Origin of the sequence: Gordonia sp. CPCC 206044, from assembly GCF_048537895.1 — a bacterium.
Classification (GTDB): domain Bacteria; phylum Actinomycetota; class Actinomycetes; order Mycobacteriales; family Mycobacteriaceae; genus Gordonia.
Genome location: NZ_JBCLVL010000004.1, coordinates 273,033 through 297,721, shown reverse-complemented (window position 1 = coordinate 297,721; position 24,689 = coordinate 273,033). Strand labels below are relative to the sequence as shown.

The window sequence follows — 24,689 nt, the reverse complement described above, 5'->3', positions numbered from 1 at the left end:
GATAGCGCGTGGCGCGCCGGGACTCGCCGGAAAGTTCAGCGGCGGGCGAGGGTGCGCAGGGTGACGGCGGCCATCTCACGTTCGCCGAGCGCGTTCGGGTGCACCGTCACCGACTGGACGTCACTGATCAACGGTTCGATCCAGCGCACGCCCTTGGGCTTGCAACTGTCGTGACCGATCGATGCGGCCGCGGCGTCGACGTAGGTGAGGCGTGTGATCGCGGCGGCCCGACGGATCGCGTCGTTCAGTGTGGCCTGGATGCCGTGGGTGTAGGTGACATCGCCTGGCGCGATGGGGAAGTCGGGGCACACCTGCGGTTTGGCGGGCAGAATCCACGGATAGTTGACCACCGCGACACGGGCACGCGGGGCATGTGCCCGAATGGCCGTGTAGGCGCGAAGGAGCTTGGGAAAGGTCTCAGTCCGGATCTGACGTGCGATCGAATTGCCGTACTGCTGCTTGCATGGGGCGTTGGCTCCCGGTGAAGATGCTGCTGCTGCAACACATTTGGCGACGGTGCTGCCGAAGATGTCACCGTCGTTGCCGCCGATCATGAACGTGACCAAGCGCGTCCGCGGCGACAACGCCTCGAGTTGTGGTTTCAGACCGGGGTATTGGGCGCGGTAGAAATCGTCGGTCTTGGCTCCGCCGCAACTGACATCGGTCAGTCGCACGGCGGTCCGGTCCGCGATGAGGTGCGCGTAGTTGATGTTCGACTGCGCGCACTGGGGCAGGGTTCCGGGGGCCGTCGGTAAGACGCCCGACCCGGCGGAGTAGCTGTCGCCGAGATTGACGTACTCGACGGGGATCGCCTGGGGCGCCGCGGATGCGACCGCTCCGGGTGCACAGGCGATGACCGCCCCGGCAGTGATGAACGAGGCCCAGAGCCTGCGGGCCGATACGCGCGGTTTCACAATTGAGATATAACACAGATCACAATCGCATTGCGCACGCGACATGAATCACATTCGATGATCGAGCTCGACGTGGAGGTTCCGATGCGGTGCGGCCGGCGGTGGATGGTTGGTCGATGGGTGGTCTCGATACGCCTCGGGCTCGCAGGCTCGCTCGTGGCTACTCGACCGGCGGGGGCTCGACCGGCGTGGGGTGGGCTCGAGCGGCGAGGGCACACTCGGCTGACGGTTGGTCGATTCGTGGTCTCGATACGCCTCGGGCTCGCAAGCTCGCTCGTGGCTACTCGACCGGCAGGGGTGGGCTCGACCGGCAGGTGTGGGCTCGACGGGCGAGGTGGGGTTCGACGGGCGCGGGGTTGCCGCCGACGCAGAACTCCCACGAACCGCGACGATGGCGCCGCATGTTCGTGGGAGTTCGGGATCGTTCGGATCGGCCGGTCACCGGCCTGGGGGATCAGCCGTGGTACGGCTCTGCGCTGACGAGGGTCACCTTGATCACGGCGCCGCTCGGCACGCTGTACTCGCGGGTCTCGCCGACCTTGGCGTCGATCAACGCGGCACCGAGCGGGGAGCTCGGTGAATAGGTCTCGATCGACGACGCGCTCTCCTCGCGGGTCGCGATGAGGAAGGTCTCCTTGTCGGCCTCGTCGCCGTCGTAGTAGACGGTCACGACGGATCCGGGCAATGCCACGCCCGACTGGGTGGGCGCCTCGCCCACCTTCGCGTTGTTGAGCAGCTCCTGCAGCTGGCGAATACGTGCTTCCTGCTGGCCCTGCTCCTCGCGGGCCGCGTGGTAGCCGCCGTTCTCCTTGAGGTCACCCTCTTCGCGGCGCTCATTGATCTCCGCAGCAATGACCGGTCGATTGGCGATCAGTGAATCCAGCTCGCCCTTGAGGCGGTCATGCGACTCCTGGGTCAGCCACGTCACCTGAGTGTCGGTCATCGGTCAACTCCTTTGTTTTGTCCGCCAGCCCGGATCGGATTTCCCGACCTGGGCAAATGGACTGCTCTAAATGCAGCAACACGACCCCTCGCGGAGCCGTGTATCAATACAGGGTAGCAGCCGGTGAGAGCTAAAGCACATCGGTGACTGGTGGTCGGGCGTGTTGGAGCGCCTCCTGGTAGGAGGGTTCGGCCTTCTTGAGCCACCCGACGACGAGGTAGGTCACCGGCATGATCGCGATCTCCACCAACGTCTTCCAGATGAATCCGACGATGGTGTAGTTGACGAAATCACCCCACGTGGAAATGCCCAGCGCGGATGCCGCGATCGAACAGAAGACCAGCGTGTCGGCGAACTCGCCGACGACGGTCGACCCGATCAGACGGGCCCACAGGCGTCGCTCTCCGGCGCGCTCCTTCATCTTGACCAGCACGAAGGAATTGAGGAACTCGCCGGCCAGATATCCGGCGAGGCCGGCGAGCAGGAACTGGGGGACGACCCCGGCGACCGTCCGGAAAGCCTCCTGTCCGTCGTAGAACTCGGCGGCAGGCAGCTCGATGGTGAGCCAGAAGCAGATAGAGGCGAGCAGGAGGATCGCGAATCCGGCGAGGATCGCGCGACGCATCGCGCGGAAGCCGTACACCTCGCTGATCACGTCACCGAGCACGTATGCCAGTGGGAAGAGGTAGAATGCACCGTCGGTGACCAGGCCGTCCATCTGGATCGGACCCAGCGAGACGTGCAGCCAGTCGTCGAACAGGACGACACCTTTGGTGCCGGTGATGTTGCTGATCAGCATGACGCCGACGAACGACGCCAAGAGAAACGCGTAGTGAGGGCTCGAGACGGTGGCGAAGACCGCCCGTTCGCGTGCCTTCGCCGTCACGGGGTCGATGCGGTGAGGTAGGCGGGCACATGCGTGGTGCACCCGAAGACCTCTCCGATGACGGGCGGCTTCGACGTCGCCACCTCGGTGCGCACCCCGGTCTGGGTCTGGTCGCCGGCCGGGATCAGGATCTCGCGACGACCTGTTTCGTCGCCGTCCCGGGAGCGACCCCGAACCACGCACGACACCGGTGTCTGAGGATCGGCACGGGTCACGGTGAACTGAACGGAGACCGTCGAATCATCGAGGATCTGATAGGCGGTCGCCTCTCCGGACACGTCGGGGCTCGCGAACTTGGTGTACCCCAGCCAGGCGAGAGCGACCCCGGCCACGACGACGAGTACGGACAGACCGACGAACCACCGGCGTCGACTCGTCGACGACTGCTCGGTCGGATACGTCGCGCGGGGTCCGCTGCGCGGCCGGTCGTGGCCGACGTCGGTGCCCCCGTCTGAACTGTTCACGCGTCAATACCTACCATGGGAGGCGTACCGATCCGAAGGTGAGGAAGCGTGACCGAATCTCACACTGGCGGCCCACACGCCGGGCTCCGTCTGATGGCGGTCCATGCTCACCCCGACGACGAGTCCAGCAAGGGTGCCGCCACCACTGCGAAGTACGCCGCAGAGGGCAACGAGGTGCTCATCGTCACCCTGACCGGTGGTGAGGCCGGCGACATCCTGAACCCGGCGATGGATCGTCCGGGTGTCAAGGAACGCATGAGCGAGATCCGCCAGGAGGAGATGGCCCGGGCGGCTGCGGCGCTCGGCGTCGAACAACATTGGCTCGGATTCGTCGACTCCGGGCTGCCCGAGGGCGATCCGCTCCCGCCCGTGCCCGAGGGCTCGTTCGCCGCGATCGACATCGAGGAGCCGATCGAGGCTCTCGTCCGCGTGGTCCGTGAGTTCCGCCCGCACGTCATGATCACCTACGACGAACGTGGCGGTTATCCGCATCCCGACCACATCCGCGACCATGACGTTTCGGTGGCGGCATTCGAGCGCGCGGGGGATCCGGCGGCCTATCCGGGTACCGGCGAACCGTGGACGGTGTCGAAGCTGTACTACACGCACGGATTCATCCGAGATCGGATGGTGCTGTTCTCCGACGAGTTCGAGCGTCACGGCCAGGAGAGCCCGTTCAAGGAGTGGCTGAGCAAATGGGATCCGAGCCGCGGGGACATCATGGGGCGGGTCACCACGCAGATCGAGTGCGCCAAGTACTTCCCGCAGCGTGACGACGCCTTGCGCGCGCACGCCACCCAGATCGACCCCAACGGTGTGTTCTTCAAGGTCCCGCTAGAGTGGCAGCAGCGACTGTGGCCGACCGAGGAGTTCGAGCTCGCGCAGACCCGCGTGAAGACCTCGATCCCCGAGACCGACCTGTTCGCCGGAATCGAGGAACCATGAGCCCGCTGAATCCGATGCACCTGGCCACCGGCCTGCAGGTGTTGGCTGCCCAGGAACCGGAGGGCCCCGAGTTCGGCAAGGCCTCACCGCTGGGATTGCTGATCATCATCGTTCTGTTGGTCGCCACCGCGTTGTTGATCCGATCGATGAACAAACAGCTCAAGAAGCTGCCCAAGGATTTCGACGCCGAACACCCCGAGCCCGATCAGCAGTTCGACGACGGGACCGACTCGGCAGGGGCGGCGGAGGCCGACGATGCGTCGCGCAGCTCCGACGAGCATCCGCTCGACGAACGGAAATCCGCAGACACGTGAGGCCCGCAGACACCTGAGGCCCGCGCAGACCTGGACTCGCCGACACAGAGACCGTAGAACCGAGACCGCAGACACCTGACCGGCTCACCACCACGGAGGTTCTCCGTTGTCACGTAATGCGCTCGACGCATCATCGAGTCCGTACCTGCGCCAGCACGCCGACAATCCGGTGCACTGGCAGGAGTGGGGGCCCGACGCGATGGCCGAGGCCACGCGGCGGGATGTCCCGGTTCTCCTGTCCGTCGGGTATGCGGCCTGCCACTGGTGTCACGTCATGGCGCACGAGTCCTTCGAGGACGAGGCCACCGCGACGGTCATGAACCGTGATTTCGTCTGCATCAAGGTCGATCGTGAAGAGCGGCCCGACATCGATGCGATCTACATGAACGCGACGGTGGCGATGACCGGTCAGGGTGGCTGGCCGATGACGTGCTTCCTCACCCCGTCGGGCGAGCCGTTCTACTGCGGAACCTACTTTCCGTCGTCACCGCGCGGCGGCATGCCGTCGTTGGTGCAGGTATGCGATGCGGTCACCGAGGCGTGGGTGCAGCGACGGTCGGAGATCGACGCCCTCGGGGCTCGGGTTCGCGAGCATCTGCACTCCAACACCGCCGCGCTGCCGATGCCCGACACCTCTGTCGACGAGGCTCTCCTCGACCATGCGGTGGCCACCGCACTCGGCGACGAGGACCGGACGTCCGGAGGATTCGGTGGGGCACCCAAGTTTCCGCCGTCGGCGCTGCTGGAAGGATTGATCAGATCTGCGGAGCGCACCGGCGACGATCAGCCGACGGCTGCCGTCAGCCGGACGTGCGCGGCGATGGCGCGCGGCGGGATCCACGATCAGCTTGCCGGTGGCTTCGCCCGATATGCGGTCGACAACGACTGGGTTGTACCGCATTTCGAGAAAATGCTGTACGACAATGCGCAGCTGCTGCGCGTGTATGCGCATCTGGCCCGACGGACCGGCGATCCGTTGGCCCGGCGCGTCACCGAGGGGATCATCGCCTTTCTGGAGCAGGATCTGCGCGTGTCCGGGGGATTCGCCTCGTCGCTCGATGCCGACACCGACGGCGTCGAGGGTTCCACCTATGTGTGGACATCCGACGAACTGGTGGCCGTCCTGGGCGATGACGACGGGCGTTGGGCTGCAGATCTTTTCGAGGTGACTGCCGACGGGACGTTCGAAGACGGACGGTCCACGCTGCAGTTGCGTAGCGACCCCGACGACCCGGCGCGATTCGACTCCGTGGTGCAACGTCTGCTGGTTGCGCGGCGTGGCAGGCCCCAACCCGCCCGCGACGACAAGGTCGTGACCGGGTGGAATGCGATGGCGGTCACCGCGCTCGTCGAGGCGGGTGCCGGACTCGGTCGAGAGGAGTGGATCGAGTTGGGCGCCTGGTGCGCCCGGCTGATCGTCGACGAGCACATCGTCGACGGTCGTCTGCATCGGTCCTCACTCGGCGGTGTCGTCGGGCAGCCCGCCGGCGCGCTCGACGATCATGCCGCCCTGGTCACCGCGCTGCTCACCCTGCACCAGGTGACCGGGGAGTCGGCGTGGCGCGAGGAGGGGCTGGCGCTTCTGGACACCACGATCGAGTCGTTCGCCGATCCCGGGGCGCCCGGCGCCTGGTTCGACGCCATCGGTGACGGACTCATCACCCGACCACGTGATCCGGTCGACGGGGCGACGCCGTCGGGCGCCTCGTTGATGGCCGAGGCGTTGTTGACGGCGTCGGCGGTGGCTCGATTCGGACCGGCGACCCGCTACGCGGAACTGCTCGATGCCACACTGGCGCGGTCGGCGGTGCTCCTCGCCAAGGTCCCGCGGTCGGCAGGGCACTGGATGTCGGTCGCGACCGCGCGCCTGCGCGGGCCGCTGTGCATCGCCGTGGCGCAGGGCGAGCAGAGTTCGGGTGCGCTCGCTGCGCACGCGCGCGCCGTTGGCCCCGGTGGGGCGGTGATCGTTGCGGGCGAACGGGATTCGGTTCCCCTGCTGGACGGTCGTGGGACGGTCGACGGCGCCGACGCGGCATATGTGTGCCGGGGTACTGTGTGCGGGCTGCCGGTGACGACCACCGACGATCTCGACGCGGCTCTGGTCGTCGACCCCGGCCGCGGCTGATCGTCCGACCGGACGATATCTGGTCGGTGGCCTGTCGTGGACGCGCCGGAATCAGTAGCGTGACACCGTGACCTGGAGAATCGTGCGGTTCCTCGCCGTGGTGTGCGTGGCGCTCGGTGTGGGGACGTCGGTGTCGGTGGCACCGGCGGCGACTCCGATCCGCATGGTCGCGCTGGGTAACTCGTATCTCTCGGGGCAGGGTGCCGACAACCCGGGGGCAATCCCGGCGGACATGACGTCGTACGAGCCGGGCACCACCGGGCCGGACAACTATTGCTTCCGTAGCCGTTTCGCCGCGGTGGCGCTGGTGGCGCGCCGACTCGACGCCCGGTTCACGAACGTCACGTGCGCAAATTCCGAACCGCGGCATGTCGATCGCGTCGCCCAGTTCGACGAGGGTCGGCAGATCGACCACGTGACGGCCGACACCGACATCGTCGTGATGCAGGTGATCGGCAACCCGGAGTTTCTCACCGTGATCATGTGTGTCCAGCTGGGAGAATGTGATCCACGAACGATCGAGCGATCGGTGACCATCCTGGACGGGGAGCAGCGGCGACACGAACGTCAGATCATCGCCGAGATCAAGGCCCGTGCACCGCATGCGCATGTCTACACGGTGGGTGCACCGCCGGTCGCGCCACGTGTGGGCGACGAATACCGTTCGCGCTGTGGATGGTTCATGTCGGATCGCGAAGTGGTGCTGCTGAATCGCTTCATCGACAAGGTCAACGAGGTCTCCCGCGACAACGCGGCACGATTCGGTGAGACCTTTGTGGATCTGGATCGGCCGGGTTCGCCCTGGAACGGCCGTCACGATCTGTGCAGCGCAGATGCGTGGGTGTGGGGTCCGCGGGTGGCCGCCCCGCAGCACGCACCGGACGCAGTGCAGTTGCGTCACTGGATTCTCGGGGGATATCACCCCACCAAGGCCGGGCAGAGGGCCGATGCCGAGGTGTTGATGCGCTACATCCGGGAGCGGGAAGCGACGAGCCGCTGACCGCTCACAGCGCGAAGCGGGTGGCCGCTGCGCCCTCGGGGCCCACCAAGGCGCACAGCCGTCGGTCGTCGTCACCCAACTGCATGAGGAGCACCGCACCTGCGGGGCGTAGATCGATGTTCACGCCCTGACCGATCGGCCAGCCCAGGAAGCGGCAGACGAAGGACCGCGAGAAGTGGCCGTGCGACACGACGACCACATCGGTCGACGCGAGCTGGCGCTCCACCCGGTCGACTGCGGAATCCACGCGAGCGGTCATCGCGTCCACGGATTCGCCGTTCGGCGCGCCCGAACCCCAGATCGTCCACTCGGAGTCGTGGTCGGCATGGATCTGCGCGCGGGTCAGTCCTTCGTAGTCGCCGTAATCCCATTCGGCGAACACCGGATCGACCTCGTCGACGTCCAGACCGGCCAACTCGGCGGTGCGTTGCGCCCGCCGGCGCGGAGAGGCGAACACATAGGGGGCCACGAGTCCGAGTCGGTCGGTGATCCCGACCAGTGCTCGGGCGTCCTGCTCGCCACGCGGCGTCAGCGCGATGTCGGTGCTGCCGGTGTGGCGGTTGGTCAGCGACCATTCGGTCTGGCCATGGCGGACGAGCAGAACGCGTTGGCTGGTCCGGGCGTCGGCCGGTGTCTGGTCATCGCTCACAAGTCACGAGCGTAGCGCGTCGGCCAACCGCTGCACCGCCCAAACGATCTCGTCCTCGGTGATCACCAACGGTGGGGCCAGGCGCAGGGTGGAGCCGTGGGTGTCCTTGGCCAAGACGCCCACTTCGGCCAGGCGTCGGCACAGGTCCTTGCCGGTACCGAGTGATGGCTCGACGTCGATGCCCGCCCACAAGCCTTTGCCGCGGATCGCCACGACCCCGTGCCCGACGAGATCTGTCAGACACGCGTGCAACACCGCGCCGAGTCGCGCAGCCCTGGCCTGCCAACTGCCGTCGGAGAGCATCTCGACGACGGTCTGTCCGACCGCCGCGGCGAGCGGGTTGCCGCCGAACGTCGAGCCGTGCTCTCCGGGATGCAGGACGCCGAGCACGTCGTGGTTTGCGACCACCGCCGACACGGGCAGAACGCCGCCGCCGAGCGCCTTGCCCAGCGTGTAGACATCCGGTTCGACATCCCAGTGCTCCACGGCGAAGGTCTTGCCGGTACGGCCGAGCCCCGATTGGATCTCGTCGGCGATCAGCAACACGTCATGATCCGTGCACAGTCGGCGGACGCGGGGCAGGTAGTCGTCGGGAGGCACGACGATGCCGGCCTCACCCTGGATGGGTTCGATCAGCACGCCGACGGTGGTGTCGTCGATCGCATCGGCCACCGCCTGTGCATCACCGAAGGGCACACGCACGAAACCCGGTGTGTACGGGCCGAATCCGTTCCGCGCATCGGGGTCGTCGCTGAAGCTGACGATGCTGATCGTGCGGCCGTGGAAGTTGCCGCCCGCGACGATGATCGTGGCCGTACCGTCGGGTACCCCCTTCACGTCGTACCCCCATTTGCGCGCCACCTTGATCGCGGACTCCACCGCCTCGGCACCGGTGTTCATCGGCAACACCATGTCCTTGTCGCACAGGTCGGCCAGGGCCGCGCAGAACGGTTCGAGTCGGTCGGACTGAAAGGCGCGACTGGTCAACGTCAGCCGATGCATCTGCTCGCTGGCGGCGGCGATGATCCGTGGATGTCGGTGGCCGAAGTTGACGGCTGAATAGGCGCCGAGGCAGTCGAGATAACGGCGCCCGTCCACGTCGGTGATCCAGGTTCCCTCGGCGGTGGCCGCCATCACCGGCAACGGCGAGTAGTTGTGTGCCACATGCAGTTCGGCGAGATCGCCGGTCTGGTGGGACATGTTGACCTCCATCCGCGTCGCTGCGCCGCGGGCGTTGGGGCCGAGGGATCGTGACCTCAATTCCAGCGTGCAGCATTTGACGCCGCCACCGCCTTTGCGTAGCTCTGACAGGTCGACCCCGATGGGTTCGAAACCGGCGTCGCGCACCGCGTGAGCGAGTGTCGACGCCGCCTCGGCCATCACCACGTGGCGTCCGTCCGACACGAAGTTCAGGCCGAGGACCTCGGCGTCTGCTCGGGTCGCGATGATCGCGTCCGGGAACATCGCGGCGAGCAGTGTCCGCGAGGCAGTCGAGAAGGCAGGCGGGTGGTAGGCGACGGTGTCATCGTCGAGGACCCCGAGTGCGGTGTCGAGGTGGTAGAAGCGGGGATCGACGAGTTCGAGGGTGATGACCGGCAGGCCGGTGATGGCTGCGACTTCCGCGTGGGTGTCGCGGTGGCTACGGAACCCGGTGCCGGCGAGGATTCGATTCCCGACCACCAGGAATCGCCCTCGCCCTCCTGAATCCCGGTGGTGTGATGGACGGGCCCGAAACCGGTGGACGAGAGCCACTCGGCGTAGAGATCACCTTCGGGGCCGCGCTCGGGGAAGGCGAAGCGTGCGGCGATCGTGCGCCCGGCGACACTGAGCCCGCCGTTGGCGGCGTAGACCATGTCCGGCAGGCCGGGTGCCGGGTCGACGAGATGTACTGTGTGGCCGAGGGATTCGTAGACCCGTCGTAGATCGTGCCATTGTCTGAGCGCGCGATCGACATCGACGGGCACAGCTGGATCCATCCACGGATTGATCGAGTACGACACGGTGAAGTACGTCGGCGGCGTCATTGCGTACGTACGCAGACGCGACACCCGGGTCGGTGCCGTCGTCGACGAAGGCGTCGTCAACGTCATGAACTGACGCTATCCTCGGACATGGACGCAATCAATCGCCGAATCTTGTGCATTGGCGCAACAGAATGACTGCATAACTGCCGAAATCGGAGGAACATTGCGCACGATCGATGATCTGGACGAAAAGGTGCTCGGCTGCCTGACCCGTGACGCCCGGGCGACCTACGCGCAGATCGGTGACGAGGTCGGATTGTCGGCGCCTGCGGTGAAACGTCGGGTGGACCGGATGCTCGACGATGGGGTGATCAAGGGTTTCACCGCTGTCGTCGACCCGGACGCGATGCAGTGGACGACCGAGGCATACGTGTCGGTGTCGTGTCGCGGCAACATCTCACCGGCCGCGCTGAGGGCGGCGTGGGAACCGATCCCCGAGGTCGTCAGCGCGGCGACGATCACCGGTCCGGCCGACGCGATCCTGCGTGTGCGCGCACGTGACGTCGGTCATCTCGAGCGGGCACTGGAACGCATTCGCGGCGCCGGGCCGGTGGACCATTCGGAATCGATCATCGTGCTGAGTCAGCTCATCACTCGTGGACATCCGTGATCGCTTCGGCGGGGGACATGATTGCGCCGGCAGCGGCGGGCGTGGAACGGGTTTCGGGAGCAAAGAAGGTCGCGTACCAGGAGTGGGTCACGATGCGTGCGGCCTCATCGACCTCGACCGCGGAGGTGCTCAATCGTTCCTGTGCGAACCACACGTACGCCGATTGCTCCACCAAGCAGGCCATCGCTTCTGTCGCGAGCCGGGCATCGGCGCCGTTGATCTGGGTGATCTGGTACGTCGATTCGAGCGCACCGACGAACCTCTCGATGTGGCGCTCGCGCATCTGCCACCAGAAGTCCTGGAATCGCTTTTCCACGTGTGCAGCCTGGATGAAAGCCCGCATGACGTCTCGGTTGTCGCTGTAGAGCTGTAGATAGCCCCGATTCGACTCGAGTAAAGAGTGATAAGGATCGGTCGCGAAATCGTGGTCGTGCGAATTGCTCGCCACGAAGAGTTGTTCGTGTAGGTCGGCGATGACCTGGGCGAACAGATCTTCTTTGTTCTTGAAATAACGGTAGAGGCCACCCATCGAGCTCTCCGCGACCTCGGCGACATCGCTCATGCGCGCGTCGACATACCCGTCTCTGGCGAAGACCGTGCGGCCGGCGGCTACGAGGTGGTCACGGGTGCGACGGCCTTTGGTCGTCGTGGGTTCTGCTGGCACCTCGGTGATCCCCTTTCGTCGGCCGGTCGGTCACGGCTCGGGAAAATCATACCCAGTGGACTCCAGAAAAAGCGACGTCACTCTCTTGTGACGGGCCGCCGGTCGCGGCGCGCTGGGCGACCGGCGAGACTGATGTACACATATGGCCTCCTCTGTCGCATGTCCCTACGGATCGGGTGATCCGAGCGTTGCACTGGCCATCTTGTCGAGCAGTTCTAGCATGATTCGAGCCTCGCCGTCCGATAATGCGGCGAGGATCCGGGAAGCCGAGGCTCGCGACGCGACGACACCTTCGGCATACCACTGTCGTCCGGTTTCGGTGATGGTGACGAGACGTTGACGTCGGTCATCCGGGTCGGGGGCGGTCTCGACGGCTCCGAGGTCGCGCAACCTGTCGACGATCCCTTTGATTGTCGCAGCGTCGGCAGAAATCAAGCGGCCCAGCCGATTCTGAGGGAGGGGGCCCAGTTCGGCAAGCCGCGCCAGGGCGGCGAAACGGGGTGCCGACAGCTGGGGTGGCGCCGCGCGTACAAACGCGGCGGTGCTCTCCTGGTAGCAGCGCCGCAGTAGGTACCCGACGTTCTGGTCCAGCCGGTAGTCGTCGGTTCCATCGATGTCTGGATTGTGTCTCATGCGCACCCGCCCTCGGTTGGCCCGCAGATTATCAGTTGAACAGCGCCGACTCGCCGAGATCATTAGTATGCAAATCAACTTCGGCGGGCAATGTCACCAATCGTTAACAAAAAAGCGACGTCACTCTCTTGACTTGGAGCCGCGCGCGTCACAGAATCGAAGGCGCGTTCGGAGCATGTAATCCATGCATCAGTCCGGCACTTCGGCCGGAGTCGGATCAACCTGAAACGGAGTTGCCGTGAGCATCAGTGGACCCATGGTGGTCTCGGAAGCCGAAATAGCCGAAGCCGCACACGCTTGCGAGTCCGAGGTCGTCAACTCGTTTCTACGGCAACTCGATCGGGACCCGAATCGAATGGCGGTCACCGACGATCGTGCATCGGTGCTGACGCGAGGCGAGCTCTGGATCCTGTCGGGTGAAATAGCCGCAGAGATGCAGTCAGCGGGGCTCGCCGCGGGCGACATCGTCGTCATCTGCATGCCCAATCGCGCCGAGTGGGTGGCCGCCTACCTCGCCACTCTCCGATGCGGTCTGGTGCCGGCGAGCCTTCCGGTGACTACAGATCCCGATGCGATCGCGTATGTCGTCGAGCTCGTCGCGGCGCAAGCGCTCTTGCTCCCACGCGAGCATCGAGGGCGTGATTTCGCCGTTGAAGCCGAATCGATCTCGGCGGCTGTGTCCGGTCGACTGAGCGTGGCGACGTTCGGGGACGCGGGGCAACGATCCTGGCATGTGTTCGACGGTCCGATCCGGTCCAGACCTGTTTACCCAGATGGCCTTGCCCATGTGCTCTTCTCGTCGAGTACCACCGGTCGATCCAAGGCGATTGCTCACTCTGACGAAACACTGAGCGCATACAACCGCGGCGTGATCGATCGATACGGGGTGTCCGAGGATCAATCGATTTTCATGCCGTCGCCGCTTGGGCACAGCACGGGTTTCTGGCACGGCGCACGCATGTCGTTGCTGACGGGCGCGGCATTGGTGCTGCAGGACCGTTGGGATCCGCGAGCGGCACTGCAGGCGGTACGTCGTCACGGGTGTTCGATCACCGTTGCTGCGACGCCATTTCTCACCGATCTCGTTGATGTCGAATGGGATTTGAAGGAACCGAAGCTGCGGGGGATGAAGGTGTTCCTGTGCGGCGGTGCGCCGGTGTCGCCCGATCTCATCGAGCGAGCGCAGGTGCAGATGCCGGACACTAAGATCGCCTCGATCTGGGCGATGAGCGAGGGCGGCGCGACCTCCAGTATGCCCGACGATGCGCCGCAGATAGTTGCCCACGGCTGTGGGCGGGTTCTGCCCAGGGTGCTTCTCGAGACCATTGCAGACGACGGAACACGCAATCCCCGTGGTGTGGAGGGCGAAATCGTCATGCGGACCCCGTCCCAGTGTCTCGGGTACATCGGACAGTCGGCGCTCTTCGCCGAATCATTCACTGAGGAAGGGTATTTCCGAACCGGAGACCTTGGCGTGGTGGACGATGCCGGGTATCTCCAGCTGACCGGACGACTCAAGGACCTGATCATCCGTGGAGGTGTGAACATCTCGCCGGTGGACATCGAGAATGCCGTGTTGCGTCACCCTCGGATCGACAAGGTCGCGGTCATCGGCAGCCCGGACGATCGACTCGGCGAGCGGATCTGTGCAGTCGTCACTCTTCGAGAGGGGACCCTGTCGTCGAACGACCTCGTCGACTGGCTCGCCACCGAGGGAACACCCCGTCGGCTGTGGCCCGAAGAACTCCACGTCGTCTCGTCCATGCCTGAGACACCTGCCGGAAAGATCCGCAAAAACCATCTGCGAGAGATGATCACAAAGGAGAAGCGATGACCGAGTCCGATCTTACGGGTGAGACCGTCACCATCGGTGACATCGAGGTTCGGTACACGCGACACGGCAGCGGAAGGCCTGTCGTCCTCGTCCACGGGCTCGCCGAGGGGCGGCGCAGCTGGCATGCAGTCCAGGAAGGGCTCGCCGACGTCACCACGTTCGCCTATGACCTCCGCGGTCACGGCGATACGACGTTGGGTACCGGGGCCGGGAATCTCTCCCAGCTTCGTGACGACCTGATCGGATTTCTCGAGTTGGTGACCGGGCCGGCAACTTGTATCGGATTCTCACTCGGTGGGACGATCGTGCTCGCGGCTGCCGCGGAGCGTCCGGATCTTGTCCGCACGGTGGTGGCTCTTGGTACTTCCAGCGTCGTCGGGCGAGGCGCTGCGGCGTTCTACGCGCAACGGATCGAGTTGTTCCGCGGGTCGGATGCCGCGGCCCAACACGCGGCGCTACGTGACGACACCGTTGCCGCGCTGCATGATTCGGACGTTCTTGTAGACAGGGTCACCGCCGAACGGACTGCGGCGGTGGGCGATGGAGGTGGCTACGTCAATGCCGCCACCGCGATGGCGGCATTGGCAGGTGATCCGCTGACTCTCACCCTCGCGGGTATCGGTCCCGGCACCCGAACCTGGATCGTCGGGGCGGACCACGACACCTTCTGCCCGAAGAAGGCATCCGACATCATCCTGGCTGCCATCCCACACGCGAGGTACGCCGAGATCGTCGGCGCCGGACATCTGATGGCCGTCGACCAGCCGGCGCAGACCATCGAAGTTCTCGCGCGGGCTGTCAATACGTAGACGCAACAATCCATTCGAAGGGAAGAACATGGAATCGACTCAGGTTGCATTGGTCACCGCGGCCGCCGGAGCCGGTATCGGCGCAGCCGTTGCCACCCGCTTGGCCCGGGATGGCTTCGACGTCGTTGTCACCGACATCCACGAACGGCGGGCGATGGAATTCGCAGCGAAACTATCGGCCGGCTTTGGGCGAGAGTTTCGTTCGTACGCACTGGATGTCACCGACGAGGACGCCGTCTCATCGACTCTGGCCGCTGTCGAGTCCACACACGGACGACTGGACGTCTTGGTCAACAACGCAGGCTGGAGCACGATCGCGCCGGTTGCGGAGATGGAGGCCGACGTGTGGCGGAAATGCATCGATGTCGACCTCAACGGGACTTTCTACACGATGCGTCACGCATTGCCGATCATGCAGCGCAACAAGTCCGGTGCGATCGTCAACATCAGCTCGATCGCGGCGTACGAGACGAGTACCGAGCACGGGGCGGCGTACTCGGCGGCCAAGGCCGGTGTCCTGGCCCTCACGCGGGTGGCCGCTGCCGAGAACGGCACACACGGGGTGCGGGTCAACGCAATCACACCCGGACTCATCTACAACGACTTCCTCCGCAAGATCTACCCTGACGAGTTCTTCGACGGTTATGCGGAGAACCGTTCGCTCGTCGGACGGGTCGGCAGACCCGAGGACGTCGCGGGGCTGGTGGCTTATCTTGTCGGCCCCGACGCTGGTTACGTGACCGGCGAGGTATACGGCATCAGCGGTGGGGTGCATCCGCATGGCTGAGTTGCATCCGGTGTACTGGCCGGTCCGCGATCTGACCGCCGCATACGCGTGTGGCGACCTCGACCCGGTCTCCGTGGTCGAGGACGTCATCGAGCGCATCGACGAGGTCGACGCCCGACTTCATGCTTACACGCTGACCACGCCAGAACTCGCACGCGCGCAAGCACGTTCGGCGTCCGAGCGCTACCGTCGTGGTGATATCGCGCCCCTGCTCGGAGTGCCGGTGTCGGTCAAGGACGCTTTCCACATGGCTGATCAGGAGACCAGTCTGGGGTCGCTGACCCAGCGGGGTCGCGTGGCGCGATCGGATTCCGGCGCGGTGGCCCGCCTCCGGCAGGCCGGAGCGGTCTTTGCGGGAAAGACGAACGTTCCCGAATTCTGTCAGTCGGCGACAAACGAGAATCTTCTCGGCCACGACACAATGAATCCGTGGGATCCGTCCCGGACCCCCGGTGGATCGAGCGGGGGAGCGGCTGTCTCGGTGGCGGCCGGTATGGCGACGGTCGGCCTCGGCTCCGACGGCGGCGGATCGATCCGCATCCCGGCTGCCTTCTGTGGTCTTGTCGGCGTCAAGCCCTCGCTCGGTCTGTGTCCCGACGAACGTGGCTTCCGTGCCATGACCGACTTCGTCTCTGCCGGACCTCTGGCGCGCAACGTCGACGACGCTCGTCTGCTCGTCGAGGTGCTCTCCGGCTCGGCGTTGGATCGTGCAGACGTACCGACGTTGCGTATCGGGTATTGTCCGCGCCCCGAGGGGCGTCCGGTGGACCCCGAGATCGTCGAACACATGGATCTCGTTGCGAAAACATTGGTGGCACAGGGGCATGACGTCATCGAACACGAACTGCCGCTGGAAGGATGGAACGAGATCTTCGGGCCCCTGGTGCTCGATGACGAACTCCGGGAGCGTGCTCACCTTCTCGACGCCCCGGATCTGCTGACCCGCTATGAGAGGGCGAGCCTGCTCGCGGCTCAGCGGTTGTCCAGCCAGGAGGTAGCCGACGCTCGGGCCGCCCTGGCGTCCTACCGTACTCGTATCAATGCTGACCTACATGTGTTCGACGTCTACTTGACCCCGACCGTCGCCACGCCTGCGTTCCGACTCGGCCAGCGGCCGACGACGATAGACGAGACTCCGGTCGACTGGCTGTGGGGCGCCTTTCCGTTCACGTCGCCGTTCAACGTCGCGGGCACGCCGGCGGTCACGCTGCCGGTCGGCCTGGCGCGCGGTCTGCCTGTCGGTGCCCAACTCGTCGGCGCCAGCGGCACCGACGCCAGGTTGCTGGACCTCGCCGAGAACGTCGAGCGCGCCGTGGCATTCGATCAGACACCTGTAGTGCGACGATGGGCCGACGGCAAATCCCCGATACCGGCGGGAGCCCAGCGGTGAGCGAGTCCGGGTTGGTAATCCGGTCCCACGGCGACACAGTCGAGATCTGCCTCGACCGTGCCGAGCGGCGGAATGCGCTGTCGCTGCGGATGCTGGCCGAGCTCGAACGAGCTGTCGGCGGCGTACCGGGGCATGTGCGGGCGGTGGTGTTGACCGCGGCGGGGGATGTCTTCTGCGCGGGCGCGGACTTCGCCGAGCTGTCCGGCACATCGGCCGATCTCGCCTACGACGATGCCCTCGGGGCGGCGGCGGCTGCGATTCGTACCTCAACGGTGCCGGTGCTGGCGGCGATCGAGGGGCCGTGTCTGGGTGCCGGTGTGGAACTCGCGATGTCCTGTGACGCCCGGATCTGCGGGCCACGGGCCATGTTCCGCGTCCCCGCAGTGGAATTGGGTTTGTTGTACAGTCCCGCAGCTATTCGACGGCTGCACGCCGTCGTGCCCCGCGCGGATCTGACACGGCTGTTGGTGTTCGCCGAACCATTCGGACTCGACGATGCCCTGCGTGCCGGTCTCGCCACCCACATCGTCGGCGACGACCCGCGGGAGGCCGCGCTGGCGATGGCGGCGGCGGTGGTGACCCTGCCCGACGATGCGGTGCGGTCGACCCGGATGCTGTTGCGCGACCTCGATGATCAGATATTCGACGAGAGCAGCTGGCGCGATGTCCGTATCCAGGTGATGGACAGCGGAGCAAGGCGCACCGCGGTGGATGCGGCGCGCAGGAAGTATGTCGTCGGTCCGTGACCCGCGACCATGGCCGAATCGATTCCTGACTGATTCCATCGAACCTTCTCGACCATAAGGATTTCCATGAATACGTCTGCATCCACTTTTGCGAACCTCGAGTCCCTCAGGGGACATGATCTCGGACGGAGGACCGTTGCCTACTCCGAGACAGATGCGATTCTGTATGCGCTCTGCGTCGGGGCCGCTCCCGACGATCTGCCGATCGTCTATGAACGTGATCTCCATGTTCTCCCGACGTTCGCGCTGGGCAAGGGTCTCTGGGCGGTCGAGGCTGCAGGAGCGCTGGATGTCTACGATCGCCTCCGGACGCTGCATGCCGCGCAGACTCTCGAGGTGCATGATCGACTGCCGCGGTCGGGCACACTCGACATGCGTGCACACGTCACCGACGTGTGGGACAAGGGGTCTGCCGCCATGGTCGACATCGTCGTCGAGTGCGCAGAGGTCACCGCAACCTACTCGATCTTCGTGCCCGGCGCGGGTGGGTGGGGAGGACAGCGTGGGCCATCATCTCCGACCGCTGACACTGCCGAGACCACTCGTACAGATCATTTCTCGATCGATGCTGGTCTTCCGGCGCTGTACCGACTCACCGGCGATCTGCATCCGGTCCACATCGACCCCGAGGTGTCCGCGGCGTACGGCTTCGACCGTCCGATCCTGCATGGACTGTGCACCTTGGGCATTGCAGCACGGACGATCGCGGCGGCCGCCGACGCTCAGCCGTGGGAACTCACCGGACTTCGCGCGCGATTCGCGGCGCCGGTTCTGCCCGGCACGACCCTGACGGTGTCGGCGGGTGCCACCGACGCCGGCGTCGACTTCTCTGCCGCCACCGGAACCGCGACCGTTCTCAAGGGCGGCCACGCCCGCTTCTGATCCAGTTCGGGTGCTCCTGCCCAAGGCGCTCCTCGATCGAAAGGTGAATCCAGATGACCACCACCGCAGAGAGTTTCGGCACGCGACAACAGAAACGTGCAGCACTCGCCAGCTTGGTCGGTACCACCGTGGAATGGTTCGACTTCTTCATCTATGCGACCGCGGCGACTCTTGTGTTCTCCACCGTCTTCTTCCCTGACTTCGGCGACAACGTGGGGATCCTGGCCTCGTTCGCCACGCTGGGGGTGGCCTTCCTGGCACGTCCGGTCGGTGCATTCATCTTCGGTCACATCGGCGACCGGCTCGGCCGCCGGACCACCCTCATCATCACCCTGACCGTTATGGGTGCCTCCACCGGACTGATCGGATTGTTGCCCACGTGGGACCAGGTGGGGATCTGGGCGCCGATACTGTTGACCCTCTTACGATTTCTCCAGGGAGTCGCAGTGGGCGGCGAATGGGGCGGCGCAGTCCTGATGAGTGTCGAGAATGCTCCACGGGCCCGGGTCCGTCTGTACGGTTCCGCGCCGCAGGTCGCGAGCCCGTTGGCACTTGTCCTGGCGACGATCATCATGTACTTCGTCGCCAGGATGCCCGAGGAGGCATTGATGTCCTGGGGTTGGCGGATACCTTTCCTCGCGGGGTTCGTGCTCGTCGCGATCGGCATGATCATCCGGCTCGGCGTCGCCGAATCGAGTGAGTTCACCGCCGTCAAGTCATCAGGTGCGGTGGAGGGTTACCCGATTCTCCAAGTTCTCCGTCACATGCCGGGCAAGGTGGCTGCCGGAATCGGACTGCAGGCCAGTGTGATCGTGCTGTTCTACCTCATCACCACCTACATGCTCACGATGGCGACCAACACCCATGGTCTCGCTCGCAGCGAGACCTTGCTGATCCTGCTCGTCGCGGCGGTTGTCGACCTCGTCGCGATGATCGGGGTGGGCATGCTCTGCGATCACGTTTCTGCGTGGAAGGTCTTCATCTGTGGTGTCGTGTTCACCGGTGTGTTCGCCTTTCCGCTGTTCGCGCTCTACGACACCGGAAATGTCTGGTTGATGACCGTGGCCTTCACGCTTGCCCTGGTCCTCGGCCATGCCACCACTTATGCGGTGGTGTCCAGCCTCACTGCCGAGTTGTTCCCAACGAACGTGCGGTACAGCGGCGTGGCGCTGTGCAGCGCATTCTCGGGGGTTGCCTGGGCGGCGCCGACTCCATTGGTGGCCGCAGCGCTGGTGCCGACTGATGGTTCTCATCACTGGTGGCCGTTACCCGCGATCCTCGTCGTCACCGCGGTCATCTCGCTTGGATCGGCGTTGGCTGCGATCAGCCGCGACACGGGCGGGATCTCCACTTCGGGCTCTCCCGGAGCGCCGGCGCGACGAACCTCCACACCTGAACCCGTCTGAACCGTCCGACGGACGCCGACCCACCATCACCGAGGAGAACCTGAATGTCTTTGTCACTCACCGAAGAACAACACGACCTGGCGGCGTCAGTTCGCGAGTTCTGTCGCCGCGAGGTCGGCGACCGGGCGCAGCGGGACAAGCTGACCGATTGCGGTCGCCGATCACACAGTCCGGAACTCAATCGGAAAGTCGCCGAACTCGGGTGGGCCGCCATCAACTTGCCGGAGGAGTACGGGGGTGGAGGCGGTAACCACGTTGATGTCTGCGTGCTGTTGGAGGAGCTTGCACGCGGCGTGGCGCCTTTGCCCTGGCTCGGCACCACGTTGATCACCGCGGGCATCTACAACCGGTTCGCCGCCGAACAGACCAGACGCAGAGTCATCAGCAGTGCGGCTTCAGGCGCGGCGCTGTCGATCTCGATGTCGGAAGCGGGTGCGGGATCTGATGTCGCCGCGCTCACCTGCCGCGCGGACCGATTCGCCGATGGGTGGGTGGTGAACGGGTCGAAGACCTGGTGCACCAACGCACATCTGGCCGACAGCATCCTGCTGGTGGCCCGTACCGCACGAGGTGAGAAAAAGCATCACGGGCTGACCATGTTCCACGTGCCCACGGATACGCCGGGACTGGTGATCAAAGGCATCGACACCATGAACGGCGAAGAGGTCAACGATCTCTACTTCACGGATTGTGTGTTGCCGGTCGACTCGGTGATCGGTGAGATCGACAAGGGCTGGGGGCAACTGATGGCAGGTCTCGTGACCGAGCGTCTGATTCTTGCCGCGCAGGCCATCGGGACGGCGCAACGTGCCTTCAGTGACTGTTTGACGTTCGTCACCGAGCGCACCCAGTTCGGTTCGCCGGTCGGTTCCTTCCAGGCTCTCAAACATCGCATCGCCGATCTGGCAACCGAGATCGAATGTGCACGTCTACTGGTGTACAGCGTCGCACATCAGGCCGATGCACACGGCTCCCAGTCGGATCTGTCCCTGGCGTCGTCGATGGCCAAGCTCAAGGCGACGGAAGTGGCAAAGGCAATGGCGGTCGAGGGGATGCAGATGATGGGTGGCTACGGATACTCGACGGAGTTCGACATGGTCGACCATCTTCGGGTGTCGCTTGGCGCGACCATCTACGGCGGGACCAACGAGATCCAGCGTGAGATCATCGGTCGGTCCTACGGTTTGTGACGGGTTGTCGGGGGCGGCTGTCGCATGCCAAGGCGCGCGCGGGATTGGAACCCGGGTGCTCCGGGTGCTAGCCTGTCGGACGTGATCAACACCGTGCGCGCTTATTGGCGCTTTATCGAGGCTCCGGGTGGGGCCAAGATGAAGCGCTGAATCGACGCGCGCACGCAACACCCGGAGCCCGAGCAGCGACCGACAGGTCGCTGCTCTTGTCATTTCAAGGGCGCCCGGGATACCGAACAACCAGGGGTGCCCCTCGACGAGATCAGGGCATGACCTGTGAAAGGTACGACGTGACCACGACCCCCGACCTGACCGCCGAATCCACCTCGGATCGCCGGATCAAGTCCTTCCGCTCGATTCCCTCGCCGGACACGATCCGCAGCGAACTCCCGCTGACCGCGCGCCGTGCGCTGGCCGTGCAGGCCGACCGCGAGGAGATCGCCGACATCCTGGCCGGTCGTGACGACCGGTTGATCGTCGTGGTCGGACCGTGCTCGGTGCACGACCCGATTGCGGCCCTCGACTACGCCCGTCGGCTGGCGCCCCTGGCGACCGAATACGCCGACCGACTCAAGATCGTCATGCGCGTCTACTTCGAGAAGCCCCGCACCACCGTCGGGTGGAAGGGACTCATCAACGACCCCGGCATGGACGGCACCTTCGATGTCGAACGCGGCCTGCGAACGGCACGGTCGTTGCTGCTGGACATCATCGACCTCGGTCTCCCCGTCGGATGCGAGTTCCTCGAGCCGACCAGCCCGCAGTACATCGCCGACGCGGTCGCGTGGGGTGCCATCGGCGCGCGCACGACCGAGTCCCAGGTGCACCGCCAGTTGGCGTCGGGACTGTCGATGCCGATCGGCTTCAAGAACGGGACCGACGGCAACGTCCAGGTCGCGATCGACGGGGTGAATGCGGCTGCGGCACAGCATGTTTTCTTCGGTGTCGACGATTTCGGTCACGGCTCGGTGGTGGAGACCGCGGGCAACGAGGACTGCCACATCATCCTGCGTGGTGGCACCCGCGGACCCAACCACGATGCGGAGTCGATCGGTGACGCCGTTGCCGCGTTGGCGAAAGCATCGTTGCCGCAACGGGTCATGATCGACTGCTCCCATGCCAATTCCGGCAAGGACCACATCCGGCAGGCCGAGGTGGCCGACGAGATCGCCGCGGCGATCCGGACCGTTCGTCGCGCGGGTGACGCGGTCACCATCAGCGGTGTGATGCTCGAGAGCTTCCTCGAGCCGGGAGCGCAGTCGCCCGACGCCCGCCCGCTGACCTACGGCCAGTCGGTGACCGACAAGTGCATGGGCTGGGAGGCCAGCGTCGCCGTGCTGGCGACGCTGGCCCGGACCTGACCGTCAGATCATCTCTGCGAGAGGCGTTTGCGGAGTCCCAGCGCGAGGTCGACAAGCAGGAACGCGGCCAGGCTGATGCCGAGCAACGGGACGAACCATCCGATCGCGACGGTGAGTACGACCAGCGCTGCGAGAACCCCGACGGGAATGTCGCGCAGTGCACCTCGCTCGGGCGCTCGGCCCACCGGGCGTGACCGGTTGCGCGGGCGACGCTGCCACCACATCTGGTAGCCGCGCACGATCACCGCGACGAGACCGATCGCGAGCACGAAGAGTGCGATCTGGCTGGGCAGACCGAAGAGGATGCCCATGTGCAGGGCGATACCCCAAGTGGCGAGCTTGGCGGCCAACGGCCAGTCGGCGAACCAGGATTCGTCGACGACCGAGTGGGAACGTCCGTCGACGGACACCGAATTCGGTGACAGTTGCCACGGCTGACGGGTCTCGGTCACGGTGTAGGCGGTGTCGGTGGAGGCCGGGATGGTGATCTCCACCTTGTCGTGGACACCGGCCGCGTCTGCCGCGCGCTGCACGGCGTCCAGCGCAGCGATCCGGGCGCCGGCATCCGTGTCGGTCATCGCGGCCGCGGACGTGTGACCCGAGTGACCGTCGTGCGTGGCGTGCTCGGCCGTCTCGGTACCGGCGAGGTCGGTCGCCACCGCAGGCGTGGTCCAGTGCAGTGCAGACCGTAGCTCGGTGACGTTGTCGCCGGCATACCGCGACCACGTCAGTCCCGTCGCGGACAGGAAGACGAGACCGATCACGAGCCAGATCCCCATCGCTCCATGCCATCCGAGTGTCTTCTGATGGCCACGGGCGGCGCGATCGATGCCGAACAGACGGGCGCGACCGTTGCCGCGCCGATACCGTCCGATCCAGAGGGCGAGCCCGCCGAGGGCGACCACCCACAACCACGACGCAGCGAGTTCGCTGTAGATGCGCCCGGGCTCGCCGAGGTGCAGGTTGCGGTGGAACTGGTCGATCCAGGTGCGCAACGGTAGGGCGGCGGCGCTGCCGTAGGACACCAGCTCGCCCACCGGGCGGGCGGTGACGGGGTCGACGAACACGGCGCGTCGTTCGGATTCGCCCAGCGACGGGTCGTCGAACAGGACCCGGGTGGTGTCGCCGGTCGCGGAGGAGGGGCGGACCGCCGACAGCGTGAGGTCCGGTCGGGTGGCGACCGCGGATGAGACCTGTTCGGCGAGTGGACGGACGGTGCCCGTCGAATCGGTGTGCAGATAGCGCTCGTAGACGACGTTCTCGAGAGTCGGCGACAGCGCGTAGAGCGCCCCCGAGATCGCGGCGACCACCACGAACGGTGCGACGAGGATGCCCGCGTAGAAATGCAGGCGCCGCAGCAGGCTGCGTGTCGCACGCGTCGGCGCGGTCGGTTCGGTCTCCGCGGGCGGCGGGGAAGAGATGGGTGGGTCGTGCATCAAGGACACGGGTGACTGCCTTTCGGGTACGCGCGATCGGCGCCCGGCAACGGGCGCGAGCGCGCGGAAACGAGAATGGGCCCGACCCGCGAGGTGGCGGATCAGGCGGTGAAGAGAGGACGGCAGGCGGCAGGAGGACCGCGGGTGCCGATCGAGGCCAATGCCGCCGGACTCAGCCGGCGATCCCGGCCACCGGATGTGCGGACCGTCCACGGTGATCGCGTGCGGACGGGCGCCGACAGCAGCACCCTGACGATGTGTCGCAGCGCCGTCAGCACCACGACGATCGCGGACTCCAGCATCCGGCACACCATCGCCGTGGTGAGCGCCGCGACGGCGTGCAGTGCCAGCATGTGCATCGACACCAGCTCACCGTGGCCGCCGGACATCGCCGTCAGGGCGAGGTGTGCAGCCGACTGGCCGCCGAGCAGACCGACGAGGAGGGTGCGCATACTTCCGCGTGCCGTGGACCGCGCCGCGACGAGCCAGCCGACGCCCGCGCAGACCGCGACGAGCATGGTGAGTGCGACGGTGTCGGGAACCCCGCCGTGTGCCGTCGTGTGCGCACCGATCGCGGTGACCGCACACGCAGCGCCGACAACACAGCCGCGCAGGTGGCGCACGGTCGGCGGCGTCGGATTCACGGGTCGTAGCATATCCGGGCAATGCGGTCACCA

The 24,689-nt window shown here is 65.7% G+C and carries 23 protein-coding genes and 1 pseudogene; 14 read left to right on the top strand and 10 right to left on the bottom strand.

What is annotated here, in order from left to right:
• Positions 1 to 35: 35 nt before the first annotated feature.
• From AAFP35_RS08050 to AAFP35_RS08035, 4 genes are all read right to left on the bottom strand, one after another.
• Positions 36 to 914, bottom strand: a complete 879-nt coding sequence (locus AAFP35_RS08050) for an SGNH/GDSL hydrolase family protein (RefSeq protein ID WP_419221034.1) — start codon at positions 912 to 914, stop codon at positions 36 to 38.
• 454 nt (positions 915 to 1,368) lie between these two features.
• Entirely contained in the window at positions 1,369 to 1,857 is a 489-nt protein-coding gene (gene greA, locus AAFP35_RS08045) for a transcription elongation factor GreA (RefSeq protein ID WP_419221033.1), read from the bottom strand.
• A gap of 130 nt (positions 1,858 to 1,987) precedes the next feature.
• The gene (locus AAFP35_RS08040; protein ID WP_419221164.1) at positions 1,988 to 2,752 is read right to left on the bottom strand and encodes a queuosine precursor transporter; all 765 of its coding nucleotides are present in this window, start codon (positions 2,750 to 2,752) and stop codon (positions 1,988 to 1,990) included.
• Positions 2,740 to 3,207, bottom strand: a complete 468-nt coding sequence (locus AAFP35_RS08035) for a DUF4307 domain-containing protein (protein ID WP_419221032.1) — start codon at positions 3,205 to 3,207, stop codon at positions 2,740 to 2,742. The genes AAFP35_RS08040 and AAFP35_RS08035 overlap by 13 nt, the downstream gene beginning before the upstream one ends.
• A 48-nt stretch (positions 3,208 to 3,255) precedes the next feature.
• On the opposite strand from AAFP35_RS08035, the gene mca reads away from it, so the two are divergent.
• From mca to AAFP35_RS08015, 4 genes are all read left to right on the top strand, one after another.
• A complete protein-coding gene (mca, locus tag AAFP35_RS08030; RefSeq protein ID WP_419221031.1) occupies positions 3,256 to 4,152 on the top strand; it encodes a mycothiol conjugate amidase Mca in 897 nt (298 codons plus the stop codon).
• Complete coding sequence (locus tag AAFP35_RS08025; protein ID WP_419221030.1) at positions 4,149 to 4,466, top strand: hypothetical protein; 318 nt, start codon at positions 4,149 to 4,151, stop codon at positions 4,464 to 4,466. The genes mca and AAFP35_RS08025 overlap by 4 nt, the downstream gene beginning before the upstream one ends.
• A gap of 106 nt (positions 4,467 to 4,572) precedes the next feature.
• Positions 4,573 to 6,591 carry a thioredoxin domain-containing protein gene (locus tag AAFP35_RS08020; protein ID WP_419221029.1) on the top strand — a complete coding sequence of 673 codons (2,019 nt, stop codon included), beginning with the start codon at positions 4,573 to 4,575 and terminating at the stop codon, positions 6,589 to 6,591.
• Between the two features lie 67 nt (positions 6,592 to 6,658).
• The gene (locus AAFP35_RS08015; protein ID WP_419221028.1) at positions 6,659 to 7,591 is read left to right on the top strand and encodes an SGNH/GDSL hydrolase family protein; all 933 of its coding nucleotides are present in this window, start codon (positions 6,659 to 6,661) and stop codon (positions 7,589 to 7,591) included.
• A gap of 4 nt (positions 7,592 to 7,595) precedes the next feature.
• On the opposite strand, the gene AAFP35_RS08010 is transcribed toward AAFP35_RS08015, so the two are convergent.
• Together AAFP35_RS08010 and rocD are read right to left on the bottom strand one after the other, a co-directional pair.
• The gene (locus AAFP35_RS08010) at positions 7,596 to 8,240 is read right to left on the bottom strand and encodes a histidine phosphatase family protein (protein WP_419221027.1); all 645 of its coding nucleotides are present in this window, start codon (positions 8,238 to 8,240) and stop codon (positions 7,596 to 7,598) included.
• 3 nt (positions 8,241 to 8,243) lie between these two features.
• Positions 8,244 to 10,264: pseudogene (rocD, locus tag AAFP35_RS08005) on the bottom strand (ornithine--oxo-acid transaminase).
• 163 nt (positions 10,265 to 10,427) lie between these two features.
• Here rocD and AAFP35_RS08000 point away from each other — a divergent pair.
• Entirely contained in the window at positions 10,428 to 10,874 is a 447-nt protein-coding gene (locus tag AAFP35_RS08000) for an Lrp/AsnC family transcriptional regulator (protein WP_419221026.1), read from the top strand.
• On the opposite strand, the gene AAFP35_RS07995 is transcribed toward AAFP35_RS08000, so the two are convergent.
• Together AAFP35_RS07995 and AAFP35_RS07990 are read right to left on the bottom strand one after the other, a co-directional pair.
• Positions 10,855 to 11,538: a TetR/AcrR family transcriptional regulator gene (locus tag AAFP35_RS07995; RefSeq protein ID WP_419221025.1), complete on the bottom strand. Its 684-nt coding sequence runs from the start codon at positions 11,536 to 11,538 to the stop codon at positions 10,855 to 10,857. The two genes, AAFP35_RS08000 and AAFP35_RS07995, sit on opposite strands and share 20 nt — an antisense overlap.
• A gap of 165 nt (positions 11,539 to 11,703) precedes the next feature.
• A complete protein-coding gene (locus AAFP35_RS07990; protein ID WP_419221024.1) occupies positions 11,704 to 12,171 on the bottom strand; it encodes a MarR family winged helix-turn-helix transcriptional regulator in 468 nt (155 codons plus the stop codon).
• Positions 12,172 to 12,409: 238 nt separating this feature from the next.
• Here AAFP35_RS07990 and AAFP35_RS07985 point away from each other — a divergent pair, with 238 nt between their 5' ends.
• From AAFP35_RS07985 to AAFP35_RS07945, 9 genes are all read left to right on the top strand, one after another.
• A complete protein-coding gene (locus tag AAFP35_RS07985) occupies positions 12,410 to 14,005 on the top strand; it encodes an AMP-binding protein (RefSeq protein WP_419221023.1) in 1,596 nt (531 codons plus the stop codon).
• Entirely contained in the window at positions 14,002 to 14,814 is an 813-nt protein-coding gene (locus AAFP35_RS07980) for an alpha/beta fold hydrolase (protein ID WP_419221022.1), read from the top strand. The genes AAFP35_RS07985 and AAFP35_RS07980 overlap by 4 nt, the downstream gene beginning before the upstream one ends.
• 28 nt (positions 14,815 to 14,842) lie before the next feature.
• The gene (locus tag AAFP35_RS07975; protein WP_419221021.1) at positions 14,843 to 15,601 is read left to right on the top strand and encodes an SDR family NAD(P)-dependent oxidoreductase; all 759 of its coding nucleotides are present in this window, start codon (positions 14,843 to 14,845) and stop codon (positions 15,599 to 15,601) included.
• A complete protein-coding gene (locus AAFP35_RS07970; RefSeq protein WP_419221020.1) occupies positions 15,594 to 16,991 on the top strand; it encodes an amidase in 1,398 nt (465 codons plus the stop codon). Before AAFP35_RS07975 ends, AAFP35_RS07970 begins: the two co-directional genes overlap by 8 nt.
• The gene (locus tag AAFP35_RS07965) at positions 16,988 to 17,737 is read left to right on the top strand and encodes an enoyl-CoA hydratase/isomerase family protein (RefSeq protein ID WP_419221019.1); all 750 of its coding nucleotides are present in this window, start codon (positions 16,988 to 16,990) and stop codon (positions 17,735 to 17,737) included. The genes AAFP35_RS07970 and AAFP35_RS07965 overlap by 4 nt, the downstream gene beginning before the upstream one ends.
• 66 nt (positions 17,738 to 17,803) lie before the next feature.
• The gene (locus tag AAFP35_RS07960) at positions 17,804 to 18,619 is read left to right on the top strand and encodes a MaoC/PaaZ C-terminal domain-containing protein (RefSeq protein ID WP_419221018.1); all 816 of its coding nucleotides are present in this window, start codon (positions 17,804 to 17,806) and stop codon (positions 18,617 to 18,619) included.
• Between the two features lie 53 nt (positions 18,620 to 18,672).
• The gene (locus AAFP35_RS07955; RefSeq protein ID WP_419221017.1) at positions 18,673 to 20,025 is read left to right on the top strand and encodes an MFS transporter; all 1,353 of its coding nucleotides are present in this window, start codon (positions 18,673 to 18,675) and stop codon (positions 20,023 to 20,025) included.
• A 44-nt stretch (positions 20,026 to 20,069) separates the two neighbouring features.
• Positions 20,070 to 21,215, top strand: a complete 1,146-nt coding sequence (locus AAFP35_RS07950; protein WP_419221016.1) for an acyl-CoA dehydrogenase family protein — start codon at positions 20,070 to 20,072, stop codon at positions 21,213 to 21,215.
• A 290-nt stretch (positions 21,216 to 21,505) separates the two neighbouring features.
• Entirely contained in the window at positions 21,506 to 22,576 is a 1,071-nt protein-coding gene (locus tag AAFP35_RS07945) for a 3-deoxy-7-phosphoheptulonate synthase (RefSeq protein ID WP_419221015.1), read from the top strand.
• Positions 22,577 to 22,584: 8 nt separating this feature from the next.
• Here the strand turns inward: AAFP35_RS07945 and AAFP35_RS07940 are convergent, their stop codons facing one another.
• Together AAFP35_RS07940 and AAFP35_RS07935 are read right to left on the bottom strand one after the other, a co-directional pair.
• The gene (locus AAFP35_RS07940) at positions 22,585 to 24,012 is read right to left on the bottom strand and encodes a PepSY-associated TM helix domain-containing protein (RefSeq protein ID WP_419221014.1); all 1,428 of its coding nucleotides are present in this window, start codon (positions 24,010 to 24,012) and stop codon (positions 22,585 to 22,587) included.
• A gap of 101 nt (positions 24,013 to 24,113) precedes the next feature.
• Positions 24,114 to 24,656 (bottom strand): hypothetical protein, encoded by a 543-nt coding sequence (locus AAFP35_RS07935; RefSeq protein WP_419221013.1) that lies wholly within the window; start codon positions 24,654 to 24,656, stop codon positions 24,114 to 24,116.
• Positions 24,657 to 24,689 lie beyond the last annotated feature (33 nt).

Excerpts from the sequence above, each read along its gene's own strand:
- AAFP35_RS08025 (WP_419221030.1), top strand. The coding sequence starts at position 4,149 with ATGAGCCCGCTGAATCCGATGCACCTGGCCACCGGCCTGCAGGTGTTG.
- AAFP35_RS07980 (WP_419221022.1), top strand. The coding sequence starts at position 14,002 with ATGACCGAGTCCGATCTTACGGGTGAGACCGTCACCATCGGTGACATC.
- AAFP35_RS07970 (WP_419221020.1), top strand. The coding sequence starts at position 15,594 with ATGGCTGAGTTGCATCCGGTGTACTGGCCGGTCCGCGATCTGACCGCC.
- AAFP35_RS07975 (WP_419221021.1), top strand. The coding sequence starts at position 14,843 with ATGGAATCGACTCAGGTTGCATTGGTCACCGCGGCCGCCGGAGCCGGT.
- AAFP35_RS07960 (WP_419221018.1), top strand. The coding sequence starts at position 17,804 with ATGAATACGTCTGCATCCACTTTTGCGAACCTCGAGTCCCTCAGGGGA.
- AAFP35_RS07940 (WP_419221014.1), bottom strand. The coding sequence starts at position 24,012 with ATGCACGACCCACCCATCTCTTCCCCGCCGCCCGCGGAGACCGAACCG.
- AAFP35_RS07990 (WP_419221024.1), bottom strand. The coding sequence starts at position 12,171 with ATGAGACACAATCCAGACATCGATGGAACCGACGACTACCGGCTGGAC.
- AAFP35_RS07950 (WP_419221016.1), top strand. The coding sequence starts at position 20,070 with ATGTCTTTGTCACTCACCGAAGAACAACACGACCTGGCGGCGTCAGTT.
- greA (WP_419221033.1), bottom strand. The coding sequence starts at position 1,857 with ATGACCGACACTCAGGTGACGTGGCTGACCCAGGAGTCGCATGACCGC.
- AAFP35_RS07955 (WP_419221017.1), top strand. The coding sequence starts at position 18,673 with ATGACCACCACCGCAGAGAGTTTCGGCACGCGACAACAGAAACGTGCA.